Source organism: Pseudomonas sp. DCB_BI (assembly GCF_026240995.1).
In the GTDB taxonomy this organism is placed as follows: Bacteria; Pseudomonadota; Gammaproteobacteria; order Pseudomonadales; family Pseudomonadaceae; genus Aquipseudomonas.
The window spans coordinates 272,067-286,227 of the sequence record NZ_JAPFCG010000001.1 but is presented as its reverse complement, the minus strand read 5'-3'; the positions used below and the strand labels follow the sequence as shown (position 1 = coordinate 286,227).

General features: G+C 67.4%; 1 protein-coding gene. It reads right to left on the bottom strand.

Annotated features, from left to right (window positions below; translation table 11 throughout):
- Positions 1 to 51: 51 nt before the first annotated feature.
- Positions 52 to 14,088 (bottom strand): BapA/Bap/LapF family large adhesin, encoded by a 14,037-nt coding sequence (locus OO258_RS01260; RefSeq protein WP_266028543.1) that lies wholly within the window; start codon positions 14,086 to 14,088, stop codon positions 52 to 54.
- Between the last annotated feature and the right edge of the window lie 73 nt (positions 14,089 to 14,161).

The following is a 14,161-nucleotide window of genomic DNA, read 5'->3' as shown; positions in this document are numbered from 1 at the left end:
CTGCTGGTCGTCCATGCCGCCGGGCGTGGGCCCGGCGGGTTTGCGGCGGCCTCAGACAACGTGGATACCGTTCTGTACCCACAGGTGGTGGCTTGGATCCTCCTGGGCCGTGTATTGGTTATAGTCGATCCCGTCGGCGGTTTGGTTCCCGACCAGGGTCCAGCTGTCCGTCATGTGCACCGAGTCCTTGTCGTCCCCCTTGATGATCAGTGTGTCGGTACCGGTTTCGGTGATTGCCACCACGTCCGCCAGGTTGAGGGTCAGCGCCACCGAACTGGTGTCGTTGAGGTCGATGATTTCGATGTCATGCACACGGCCGGCCAGGTTGCCCAGGTCGATGCTGGCATCGCCGCCGCCCCACAGCAGTGTGTCGGTGCCGGTACCCCCGTCGACACTGGCGAAGTTCTGGTCGACCACCACCAGCGTGTCGTCGCCTGCACCACCTTCCAGGGTGATGTGGCCACCCTGACTGCCATCGAGGTGGTCGTTGCCGTCGGTACCGGCGATGACATCGCTGGCAGCGGCCACGCTGGCCAGCGCCACCGACGCGTCACTGGTGTCGGCCAGCAGCGAGGTGGTGGTGACGAGGCCGGCGGCGTTGTCCAGGTTGATGGTCAGCGTTGCCGTGTCGGTGGTGCCGTTGGGGTGGGTCAGCTCGTAGGTGAAGGTGTCATGCTGGCCCACCGCCGCCGAGGTGAGCCCGGCGTTGAGCGTATAGGTGTAGCTGCCGTCGGCATGCACCAGCAGCGAACCGTAGGTGCCTGCCACTGTCACGCCGTTGTAGCCCGGGATGGTGTAGGTGTTGGCAGCGGTCAGGACGCTCAGCACGGTCAGTGCCGAACCTATGTTGTCATCGGTCAGCAGGTTGCCGGTGGCCGCCGTTGCGCCACTGACCACGAATTCGGTCAGGTGCGTGGTGGTGGCGTTGACGCTGGTGGTGATCGAGCTGGCCAGGCCTATGCCGCCGGCAGTGACGCGCACGTGGTAGGTGCCAGCCCCTTGGTTCTGGAAGGTATAACCCGCGCCGCCACCCAGCAGGCTGACCAACGAACCACCGTTCACCGACTGCACCAGTACATATTGGCCGGTGGCCGGGTTGAGCTTGAGCAGTTCGATGGTAGTGCCGTTGAGCAGGCTCAGCAGGTTGGTGGAGTTGACCACCACTTGCAGGTTGGCCGTGGTGTCGGCGGCCACCGTGGTGGTGTAGGTGGCTTGCCGTGTACCGATCAAGGGCAAGGTCAGCGAGCCCAGCGTGGTACTGCTGGTGTCCACGCGGTTGGCCAGGGTCAGTTGACTGAAGCCGACATCGTTTACGGCGTCGACCACCGTGGCCGGTGCCCCGTAGTTGGTATCGCTCCAGATCTCCGTGGCTTGTGGGCTGTCGATGCGCACATACAGGTTGGCCGCATCAGACAGGCCGTTCGGGTGCACCAGTTGGTAGCTGAACACGTCTACCTTGCCGACACTGCCTGGGCTGCCGTTCGGCGTATAGGTGTAGCTGCCGTCGCCCTGGATCACCAGTGTGCCGTACAGGCCCTGCACCGTGGTGGCAGTGCCAGCGGCAACGTAGCTGCCGTTTTTCAGTACTTGCAGCACCGCGCCGCTGTCCGGGCCGCGTGCATCCACGGTGCCATCAGTGCCCACATCGGTGATGACGTTGCCAGAGGTGGCAGTGCCGGTGCCGGTGAACTGGGTCAGGCTGGTGGACGTGATGTCCAGCGCGGTGGTTACCTGGGTGATCAGGCCAATGCCGCCACTGCCCACTGTCAGGCGGTAGTCACCGGCTTGCAGGGTGCCGATATCGACCTGCAGCCCAAGTGGCAGCACGATCAGGTCGAGCAGCCCCTGGGTATTGCCGGTGGCGATGGTGACCCAGGCGCCAGTCGCGTCTTTCACCTGCAGCGTGAATGTCGAGTTGTTGAGCAGCGCCAGCACACTGTTGGTGGTCAGCGTCAGGGTCGGGTCAACCGTGGTGCCTGCTGCCACTGTCCAGGTGTAGGTCTTGCTGAAGCCCGACAGCAGGGTCGTGAAGCTGTCCGTGTAGGTCTTGGTGGCGCTGACCGGCACCAGGTTGACCGTGGCCGTCGCCAGGTTGTCGCTGGCGACGACCGGCGCGTTGGCATCCACATCCGGCGCGGTGACGTTGACGTTGCCCGACACGTTGCCGCGCGGGTCGGCGAGGGTCACCGAAAGGATCTGGCCGTTGTCCTGCGGCGGGCTCAGGGTCACGGTGAAGGTGCCGTTCTGCTGCACGGTTGCGGTTTGCAGCACGGTACCGTTGGCACTGCGCACGGTCACCGTGGCCCCCACTTCGCCGGTACCGGTCAGGGTACCGCCGTCGGCGCTGAACACCAGGTTGCCGGCTGCCGCAGGCGGGGTCAGGTCCGGTGCGGTCAGTGCGGTGCCGGTAGACACGTTGCCGGCGCTGTCGGTGAGGGTGACGCTGAGCGCCTGGTTGTCGATCTGTGCGGCGGCCAGGCTGACCACGAACAGGCCGTTGCTGCCCACTGTCGCAGTCCCCAGCACGGTACCGGCGCTGTTGCGCACGGTGACCGTGCTGCCCACCTGCCCAGAACCGCTGACCGAGGTGCCGTTGGCGTTGATGGTAGCCAGCGGTGCAGCTGGCGCCGTGGTGTCGGGTGCGGTCAGGCTGGTGCTGGCGGACAGGTTGCCGGCAGCATCCGACTGGCGTACCACCAGCAGTTGCCCGTCGTTTTGCGGGGTAGTCAGGGTGATGCTGAAGGTGCCGTTGGCCTGCACGACTGCGCTACCGACCTGACCGCTCGGGCCTTGTACGGTGACCGTGGCGCCCGCTTCACCGGTCCCGGTGAGTACCGTGCCCGTGCCGTTGATGACCAGGTTGGCCGGTGCGGCAGGTGGCTGTAGGTCAGTGGCAGTGTAACTGGTGCTGCCCGAGTTGTTGCCCGCAGCGTCGGCCTGGCTCACAGCCAGTACCTGGCCATTGAGCTGCGCGGCGTTCAGGTTGATGGAGTACACGCCACCGGCATTCACCAGGCCGCTGCCGAGCACGTTGCCACCGGCGTCGCGCACGGTCACCGTGGCCCCGGCCTCACCCGTGCCGCTCAGCACCAGGCCGTTGGTGGACAGGGCGGTCACCACCGGGTTGGCCGGTGGCGTGATGTCAGCTGCCTGCACGAAGGTGGGCTGCGACTCGCCGCCCACCAGCGCCACGGCTGTCACCGTGAGGTGCTGGCCGTTGAGCTGTGCCGAGTCAAGCGTGAGCGAGAAGGTGCCGTTGAGCGTTGCGCCACCGGTGCCGATCAGATTGCCTGCGGCGTCGTACACGCGGATACCGACACCGCTGGGCGCATTACCCGACAAGGTCAGGCCGTCGCTGTCCAGGATCACGTTGGTCGGTGGTACCGGCGGTGCGACCAGCGGCGTCACATAGGTCGTCACCGCTGATGTGTTGAAACCGTCGGACTGCGTGACTGCCAAGGTGGCGAGCGAGCCCGCCGCCGGCGACAGGGTGATCTGGAAGTTGCCTGCGGCATCGACCACGCCGGTGCCGATCACAGTCTGGTTGAGGCTGACGGTGACCGTCGCATTGGCCTCGCCCTTGCCGGTCAGCACGTTGAAGGTGTCGTTGATCGCCAGGTTGGTGACCGGCTCGGGTGCCGAGGTGTCGTTGGTTTGGTACGGCGCAGGTACCGAGGCGTTGCCGGCATCGTCGGTGGACACCACGCTGAGCAGCTGGCCGTTGTTCTGCGCCGGGCTGATCGGCACGGTGAACTGGCCGTTGGCGCCCACTTCCACCTGGCCCACGATGCTGTTGTCCGGGCCGCGAACAGTGATGGTGCTGCCGGCTTCGGCGGTACCGGTCATCGACGTGCCGGCCGCATTCAGCAGCAGGTTGCTGGGCTGTACCGGTGGTGTCAGGTCCGGTGCAGTTACCAGCAGTGGCGACGATGGGTTGCCGGTGGCGTCCTGGGCGATCAGGGTGAGTTGCTGGCCGTTGATCTGCGGGCTGCTCAGGTCGACCACGAAGGTGCCGTCCGGGTCTACCGTAACTTGGCCCAGCAGGTCGCCACTGTTGTTGATCACGGTGACCCGAGTGCCGGCCTCGGCAGTACCGATCAGCTGGGTACCGCTGTCGTTGATGCTGGCAATGACGGTTGCCGGTGGCGTGATGTCCACCGCCGTGACCGTACTGATCGGCGATACGTTGCTGCTGCCGTCGGTCAGGGTTACCTGCAACAGCTGGCCATTGAGCTGGGCGGCGTCCAGATTGACCGTGAAGGTGCCGTCCGGAGCAACCGTGGCGCTACCGATCTCGCTCGTGCCAACGTACACGCGCACCGTGGTACCCGCTTCGCCGGTACCCGCCAGCACATCGCCTGCTGCATTGAGCCGCAACTCGGTCGCCGCAGCCGGGGGCGTGAGATCCGGCGCCTGAACGTCGACCGGTTCGCTGACGTTGCCCGGTGGGTCAGCCTGCAGCACCGACAGCACCTGGTTGTTGATTTGCGCGGGGGTAAGCTCGACGCGGAAACTGCCGTCGGCGAGTACTGTGCCAGTCCCCAGCACGGTGCCAGCGGCGTCGCTCACGATCACGGTTGCACCGGCTTCGCCCAGGCCGCTGACTACGCTGCCATCGGCATTGATCACGACCTCGGTCAGCGGAGCAGGCGGGGTGAAGTCCGGGGACAGCAGGGTGGCCACTGCCGACACGTTCCCGGCGGCGTCGGTCTGGGTGAAGCTGAGCAGTTCGGCGTTGCCCAGTGCCGGGTTGAGGGTAATGGTGAAGTGGCCGCTGGCATCGACAGTGGCACTGCCGATCTGCGCGCCGCTCGAATCGGTCACAGTCACCAGCGCGCCGACTTCACCACGGCCGGTCAGGGTCACACCTTCACCCGATATCGCCAGCTCGCTTGGTGCGGCAGGCGGCGTGGAATCCGGCGCGGTGATGGCGCTGGCAGCGGACTGGTTGCCAGCCGCATCGGTCAGCAGCACCTGCACCTGCTGGCCGTTGGCTTGCGGCGAGTTGAGGTCGACCTGGAAGGTGCCGTCGGCACGTACCACCGCGGTACCGAGCACGCTGCCATCGGCGGCCAGGACCCGCACACTGGCCCCGGCCTCGCCGCTACCATTGAGCAGGCTGCCACCCCCGGCGAACGCCAGGTTTTGCGCAGCATCCGGCGCCACACGGTCTGGCGCGGTGAGGCTGACACTGTTGGACTCGTTGCCGGCGGCGTCGGCCTGCGCGGCGCTGAGCTGTTCGCCGTTGATCTGCGCGCTGCCCAGGTTGGCGCTGAAGTTGCCATTGGCGTCGACCACGGCGGTGCCCAGGTCGATACCGCCTTCACCGATCACGGTAACGGTGGCCCCCGGTTCACCTCGACCACTGAGGACCAGGCCATCGTTGGACAGCACCAGGTTGGTCAGCGGTTGCGGTGCGGTGGTGTCCGGTGCCTGCAGCATCGCCGGCAGCGAAACCGCGCCGTCACTGCCGGTGGCGCTCACTTCCAGGACCTCGCCGTTGGCCTGTGCGCTGCCCAGGTTGACGGTGAAGGTGCCGTCGTTGGCCACTGGGCTGCTGCCCAGCAGCACGCCATTCGGGCCGTATACATTGACCGTGCTGCCCGCCGTCGCGGTGCCGGTCACCGATAGGCCGTCCGCCGCCAGCACCAGGTTGTCCGGGGTGGCGGGCGCGAGCGCGCCAGGTGCGGTGACGTTCTGCGCAGGCGAGACGTTTTGTGATGCGTCGGCCTGGACCACGCTCAGGCTTTCGCCGGTGATCGCGGCCGGCGACAGGGTGACGCTGAAGCGCCCGTCGGCCGCGACCGTGGCTGTGCCCAGCGCGGTGCCGTCCGGGGCCCGGACGGTGACTGTCGCACCGGCTTCGCCATTGCCCATCAAGGTAGCGCCGTCGGCGGAGACTGCCAGGTTGCTTACCGCCGCAGGCGGCGTGGTATCGGTGGCGGTGTAAGGCGTCGCGGGCGATACGTTGCCTGCTGCATCGGTCGCGGTTACTTGCAGGGTCTGGCCATTGGTCTGGGCACTGCCCAGGGTGACCTGGAAGGTACCGTTGCTGCTGGCCACCGTGGTGCCCAGCACGTTGCCGCTGGCATCGCGCACGGTCACGGTGCTGCCGGCTTCGGCGTTACCGCTCAGTTGCAGCCCGGTGCCGGCCAGCGCCAGTGCGGACGGTGCGGCTGGCGGGGTGAAGTCCGGTGCAGTCACCGCCACGGCGGTTGAAGTGTTGTTGCCCGCGTCGGTCTGGGTCACGCTCAGTTGCTGGGCGTTGAGCTGGGCACTGGTGAGCGTAAGGGTAAAGCTGCCATTGGCCGCAACCAGCCCGGTACCGATGATGGTGCCGTCCGGGCCGCGCACGGTGACGCTGGCGCCGGCTTCGCCGAGGCCGGTCAGGGTCAGGCCGTTGTTGTTCAGCACCACATTGGTCAATGGTGCAGGCGGGGCCAGGTCCGGAGTGGTCACATTGATCGCTGGCGAGGTGTTGCCGGCGGCATCCACTTGGGTGACGCCGATGGCCTGGCCGGTGGCTTGCGGTGTATCGAAGGTCACCGTGAAGCGGCCATCGGCACCCACTGTGGCGGTGCCAAGCACAGCCCCCGCAGCATTGCGCACCTGGACCGTTGCACCGACTTCGCCGCTACCGGACAGCTGCCGGCCGTCCTGGCTCAGCACTGGGTTGGTGATTGCCGCAGGCGGTGTACGGTCTGGCGTGGCCAGGCTGGCGGGGCCGGAGACGTTGCCCGCTGCATCGCTGAGGGTAACTTGCAGGGGGCTGCCAGTGGTCTGTGCGCTAGGCAGGGTGATCTGGAACTGGCCGCTTTGGTTGACAGTGCCGGTCGCCAGAATAGCGCCACTGGCATCGCGAACCGTGACGGTGGCACCGGCTTCGCCCTGGCCGCTGAGCACAGTGGCCGCACTGTTGAGGCTGAGGTTGCTGGCGGCCAGCGGTGCCAGCAGGTCGGGTGTCTGCACGCTGGTTGCCAGCGACTGGTTACCGGCGGCGTCGGCCTGGGTGACGATCAGGTACTGGCCGTTGGCCGTATTGGGCGCCAGGGTGATGCTGTACAGGCCGTTGCTGCCGACGGTGCCGGTACCCAGCAGGGTGCCCTGGGCATCGGTGACCCGTACGGTAGCCCCTACCTCGCCCTGGCCGGTCAGCGTGCTGCCGTTGGTGCTGAGGTTGGCGGTCGGTGCATCTGGCGCCGTGGTGTCGCTGGCCACGACGGTGGCCGGCACCGATGGCTGGCCGTCGGCCGTGGCGCGGGCGCTGACGTGCAGGGTCTGAGCATTGAGCTGGGCGTTCTGGAAGAACACGCGGAAGGTGCCGTCGCTGCCGACGGTGGCGGTGCCCAGGGTGGTACCGCCGGAGGTCACGGTGATCAGCGAGCCGATGGTGCCGGTACCGGTCAGCAGGAAGCCGTCGGCACTGATCGCCAGGCCGGCAGGTGTCGCCACTTCGTTGCCGGTCGGGCCTGCAACGGGGACTTCAGTGGAGGTGTTGCCCGCCGGATCGGTGACCTCCACGGTGCCGGTGTCGCCAGCGGCAAGGGGTGGATCGACCGGCACTACGAACGTGCCATCTGGGCCTGTGGTGCCGCTGCCGATAGGGTTGCCGTCGGCATCACGCACGACCACGGTACTGCCAGGTTCGGCGGTACCGCCCACAGTGCCGCCGTCCGGGCTCACGGTCACATCCGTGGCCGGTTGCGGGTCGGTGGTGTCGGGGGCTGTGGTTGTGACCGGGGCGGAGTCGTTACCGGCTGCATCGGTGACGACTACGGTCACGGTCTCGCCGTTGGTCTGCGGAGTGTCCAGCGGTACGCTGAAACTGCCGTCCGGGTTGACCGGGGCGGTGACCACGTTGCCCGCGCCGTCTGTGACGGTGACCGCGCTGGCACCTGGTGCAGTGCCGGTAACGGCGGTGCCGTCTGCGCTGACCGCCACATCGGTGGGCAGTGCCGGTGGGGTGATGTCGGGTGCGGTGATCGGGGTGGCGTCGGAGAGGTTGCCCGCCGCGTCGGTCAGGGTCACTTCCAGCGCCTGGCCATCCAGCTGTGCCGGCGCCAGCGGTACCGTGAAGTTGCCACCCACCGGCACCACCACGCTGCCGAGCAGGTCGCCAGCGGCGTTGCGCACTTCAACGGTGCTGCCGGCTTCACCAGTGCCCTGGATGGCGTTGCCGCCCTGGGTGATGGTGAGGCCGGCCGGTGCCGCGGGTGCGGTGCTGTCGTCAGCAGTGAAGCTGGCCGAAGGCGAGGCGTTACCGCCGCCATCGATCAGTACCACCGACAAGGTTTCACCGTTGGTCTGGGCTGGCGCGATCGGCACGTCGAAGGTGCCATCGTCGTTGACTTCGATGGTGCCCAGCAAATCGCCGGCGGCGTTGCGTACTTCCACGGTGCTGCCAGCCTCGCCCTGGCCGCTGAGCAGCGTGCCTTCCGCATTCAGGCCAAGGCCCTGGGCCGGCAGTGGTGCCTCAAGGTCTGGCGCGGTCACGGTGTCGGCCGGCGACGGGTTGCCGGCATTGTCTGCCTGGGTAACGGACAGGGTCTGGCCATTCACCTGCGGCGGGTCGATAGCCACGCTGAAGCTGCCATCGGGCTGCACGGTGGCGGTCCCTACCACGGCGCCAGCCGCGCCGGTGACGGTTACTTGGGCACCAGGCTCGCCGGTACCGGTCAGGGTGGTGCCGTCGCCCGAAAGGGTGAGGCCGCCTGGAATGCCCGGCGCCTCGGTGTCGGGCGCAGCAAGGTCTACAGCCGCCGACAGGTTGCCGGTCGGGTCACGTTGCTCCACGGTCAATGCCTGGCCGTTGGTCTGTGGTGTATCGAGGGTGATTTCGAATGCGCCGCCGGCGCCCACCACCACGCTGCCCAGCACGCTGCCGTCCGGCCCACGCACGGTGACGGTGGCGCCTGGCTCGCCGATGCCGGTGACGGTGGTGCCGGTGTCGTCGATGGTCGGGCTGGTGACCACTTGCGGTGGGGTGAAGTCTGGTGCAGTGAAGTCCACCGGCCCGGCACTGTTGCCCAAGTTGTCGGTGGCTTCCACGGTCAGGCTTTCGCCATTGCGCTGTGGCGCGTTGAGGGTAACGTCGAAGCGGCCGTCGCCACCCACTGTAGCGGTGCCCAGGACGTTGCCTTCGGCATCGCGCACGGTAACGGTGGAGCCGCTCTGGCCCTGGCCGGTGAGGTGGATGCCCGCCGTGTCGATGGCCAGCCCCGAAGGTTGCAGCGGGCCGTCCAGGTCAGGCGCGGTGATGGTCGCGGTCGAGCTGTTGCCGGCTGCGTCGCGCAAGACCACATCCAGTTCCTGGCCGTCAGTTTGCGCCGGGTTGAGTATCACGCTGATCACGCCGTCGGCGCCGATTTGGGCATTGCCCAGCACGTTGCCCTGGGCATCCACCACCTGTACGGTGGTGCCCGGCTCGCCACGGCCAGTCAGAACGCTGCCGTCGTTGCTCAGTTGCAACTCGGTGGCTTCGTTAGGCGGGGTAATGTCTGGTGCACTGACCTGGGTGGGCAGCGAGCTGTTGCCATCGGCGTCGATCGCCACCACATCCAACAGCTCGCCGTTGGCCTGGGCAGGCGTGAGCGGGATGGTGAAGGTACCATCGTTGCCGACCTGGATGCTGCCGATTACCGTGCCCTGGTCGTCAAGCACTTCAACCAGGCTGCCTGCTGGCGCCGTACCGCTGATAGCGCTGCCGTCGGCAGACACGACCAGGCCGCTCGGGCTGTCAGGCAGTGCGGTGGCCGGTACGATGACGGTCAGGCCTGGCGAAGGGTTGCCGGCGGCATCGGTCTGCACCAGCACAACGGTTTCGCCCGCCGTGACCGGGCTGTCGAGGTTGACCAGGAATGTGCCATTTGCCGCGACGGTGCCGGTACCGATGACGGTGCCGTCGGCATCGCGCACTTCGACCGTGGCACCGGCTTCGCCGCGGCCGGAAATGACCTGGCTGCCAGCACCAGTGATGACATTGCTGACGATGGCTGGCGGGGTGATATCCGGGGTTGCGTAGCTTAGCGGTACCGAGCTGTTGCCCGCCGCATCGGTCACCCTGACCGACACGGTTTCGCCGTTGGCTTGTGCCGGGTTCAAGGTAAGGCTGAAGCTGCCGTCCGGTGCGGCGATGGCGCTGCCTATCAGGTTGCCTGAGGCATCGCGCACATCCACCCGCGCACCTGCTTCGGCCGTACCGGTCAGGGTCAGGCCATCGGCCAGCGCCAGGCCGGTCGGTTGCAGCGGCGCTACATTGTCGGGCGTAGTCAGCGGGCTTGGAGTGGACACGTTGCCAGCGGCATCGGTCAGGGTTACTTGCAGGGACGAGCCGTCGATCACCGGAGTCGGCAGGGTGACATTGAAGCTGCCATCCGCTTGCACGGTGCCGCTGACCAACACCTGGCCTTGGTCATCACGCACTTCCACGGTCGCGCCTGCTTCGCCGCGGCCGGATACCGTACGCCCGTCGTTGCTGATCACCAGGTTGGTGGCCGGCTCCGGCGGCGTGGTGTCGCCGCCGTTGTCGATGATGGGGGCGGTGACGGTGCCGGCCTGCGAGGCGTTACCGGCAACGTCGGTGGCGGTGACTTGCAGCTGTTCGCCCGCTACCTGTGGCGGGCTGAGGGTGATTTCGAAGGCACCGCTGGCGCCCACCACCACGCTACCCAGCACGGTGGTGCCATCGGCGGCCAGCACACGTACGGTGCTGCCTGCCTCGGCGCGGCCACTGACGACGGTGCCATCGCCGGCGATTACCAGGTCGCTTGGCGCCACCGGCGGGGTGATGTCCGGTGCGGTGACTTGTACCGGCAGCGACGAGGCGCCGTTGCTATCGATGGCCACCACGTCCAGCAACTCGCCATTGGCCTGGGCTGGGTTGAGCACCACGGTGAAGGTGCCTTCGGCGCCGACCACGATACTGCCGACCAACGTGCCATTGGCATCGTGGACTTCCACGCGGCTGCCAGCGGGAGCCGAGCCGCTGATGCTGGTGCCGTCTTCGGCCACCACCAGGCCGCTCGGGCTGGTGGGCGTGGCCACCAGTGGCACGTCGTAGGTCAGGGCCTCGGAGGCATTGCCGCTCGGGTCGGTCTGCACCACGCTCAACCGCTCGCCTGGCAGTGCCGCCGGGTCGAGGTCGAGCAGGAAGGTACCGTTCGCAGTCACTGTGCCGGTGCCGATCAGCGTGCCATTGGCATCGCGCACCTCGACCGTGGCACCGGCCTCGCCACGGCCGGCCAGAACCAGTCCATCGGCGCCGACCACAATGTTGCTGACGACCGCGGGCGGGGTGATGTCCGGTGCATCGAACTGCAGTGGGCTGGAAATGTTGCCGGCGGCATCGACCAGGCGGATATCGAGCACTTCGCCGTTGGCCTGGGCCGGTGACAGGGTGACGCTGAAGCTGCCATTTTCGTTGACCAGACCGCTGCCGATCAAATTGCCCGCAGCATCACGCACCTGCACGGTCGCGCCTGGCTCGCCGCTACCGGTGAGGGTAACGCCGTCTGCCAGGCCCAAGCCGGTTGGCTGGGTTGGCGCCTGCAGGTCTGGGGTAACCACCGAAGCCGGCGTGGAAGCATTGCCGGCAGCATCGGTCAGCACCACTTGCAGCGTGCTGCCATCCTTGACGGCCGGGACGAGGGTGATCTGGAAACTGCCATCTGGGTTGACCGTACCATTGGCCAGCACATTACCTTGGGCATCGCGCACCTGCACGCTGGCCCCGGCTTCGCCGCGGCCGCTGAGCTGGGCGCCGGCCAGGCCGATGACCAGGTTGGTGGCGGCATCCGGTGGCGTGGTATCGCCACCGTCGATGTCTGGCGCGGTGACGCTGCCGGCGGTGGAAGCATTGCCGGCGGTGTCGGTGGCGGTGACTTGCAGCACCTCGCCATTCACCTGTGGCGGGTCGAGGGTGATGCTGAAGCTGCCGGTAGCGCCAACCACCACGCTACCCAGCACAGTGGTGCCGTCGGCGGCCAGCACGCGCACGGTGCTGCCCGGTTCGGCACGGCCGGTGACCACGCTGCCGTCGGCATTGATCACAAGCTCGCTCGGGGCAACCGGTGGGGTGATGTCAGGCGCGGTGATTTGCGCCGGCAGCGACGAAGCGCCGCTGCCATCGATAGCTACCACATCCAGCAGTTCGCCATTGGCCTGAGCTGGATTGAGGATGACCGTGAAGCTGCCATCGGCGCCGGCCACCACACTGCCGATCAGCGTGCCGTTGGCATCATGCACTTCGACGCGGCTGCCGGCAGGCGCGGTGCCGCTGATGCTGCTGCCATCCTCGGCGAACACCAGGTCACTCGGGCTGGCTGGCGCGGTGGTGACCGGCACTTCGAACTGCAGTGCCTCGGAGGCATTGCCGCTCGGGTCGGTCTGCACCAGGCTCAGTTGCTCGCCAGGTTGCACTGCCGGGGAGAGCTCGATGAGGAAGGTGCCGTTGGCCGTTACCACGCCACTGCCGATCAGCGTGCCATTGGCATCGCGCACCTCGACGGTGGCACCGGCTTCGCCGCGCCCACTCAGGGCCAGCCCATCACCACCCACCACGATATTACTGACGGCAGTGGGCGGGGTGATGTCCGGTGCATCGAACTGCAGCGGCGCAGAAGTATTGCCGGCCGCGTCCACCAGCCGTACGTCCAGCGCTTCGCCATTGGCCTGGGCGGGGGACAGGGTGAGGCTGAACAGGCCATCGGCACCGACGATACCGGTGCCGACCAGATTGCCCGCCGCATCGCGCACTTGCACGGTGGCGCCGGGTTCGCCGCGGCCGCTGAAGGTGACGCCATCGGCCAGGGCCAGCTCGGTGGGCTGGGCGGGCGGCAGCAGGTCGGTCGAGGCAACCGAGCCTGGCGCCGACACATTGCCAGCGGCATCGGTAAGGGTGACTTGCAAGGTGCTGCCGTCTTTCACGGCAGGGGCCAGGGTGACGGCGAAGGTGCCATCGGCGCCAACGGTACCGCTTGCGATGAGGTTGCCTGCAGCGTCACGCACTTGCACGGTAGTGCCAGCCTCGCCACGCCCGCTGAGCTGGCTGCCGGCCAGGCCGACCACCAGGTCGGTCGGGGCATCCGGTGGCGTGGTGTCGCCGCCATCGATGTCCGGGGCAGTGACGGAACTGGCGGCGGAGGTGTTGCCAGCGGCATCGCTGGCAGTGGCTTGCAAGACTTCGCCGGCCACTTGCGGTGGCGCCAGGTCGATGCTGAACCGGCCGTCCTGGCCGACTACCGCAGTGCCCAGTTCGGTACCATCGGCGCCGACGATGCGCACGGTGCTACCCGGTTCGGCACGGCCGGTGAGCACGCTACCGTCAGCACTGACGGCCAGGTCGGTCGGCGCTGCCGGGGCAGTTACGTCGGGGGCGGTGACAGTGCCGGGGGCCGAGACATTGCCGGCGCCGTCGGTCAGGGTGACTTCAAGGTTCTCGCTGTTCACCTGCGGCGGGTTCAGGGTGATGTCGAAGCTGCCGTCGGCGCCGACGGTGCCAGTGCCGATGAGGTTGCCCGCAGCGTCACGGATGTTCACCGTGGTGCCCGCTTCGCCACGGCCGGTCAGGCGCAGGCCATCCGGCGAGACCAGCAGGTCGATCGGTGTGGCCGGGGCGGTGGTGTCAGGATCGGAACCACCACTGCTGCCGCCACCGCCACCGCCCCCGTCGGCTGCCGCTGCCGCACCACCGACACCGAGCAGGCTGAGCCCGGCAATCGCCCAGGTCGGCATGGCACTACCGGCAGTGCCGATACCTGCGACCAGCTCGTCCAGCGAAGCCACATCCTCGAAGGTGAAGCCGGTGAACGCCGCCGCATCGTACTGGGCATGCCACAGGGTGCCGTCTTCGCCAACGAAGACAATGTCGCTGCCGACCCCGGCCTGGTCCACGGCGAAGAAGTTGCCAATGGTGACTTTTTCACCGGATTTCAGGGTGACGATCAAGTCTTGGCCACGCTGGGTGACCGTGGCGATCTGGTCGGGGGCCACCGGCATCTGCACGACGCCTGGACCCTTCAGGTTGATATTGCCCCAGGCGCTCTGAGTGGCGACTTCGGATTGCTTATCGGCGACGACGATGTTGTCCATGAATGCTCCCTGCTGGTATCCGGATCCCCCGGCCCGGCTGTTCGGGCCACAACCGACGTAACAAAGCCCTTTC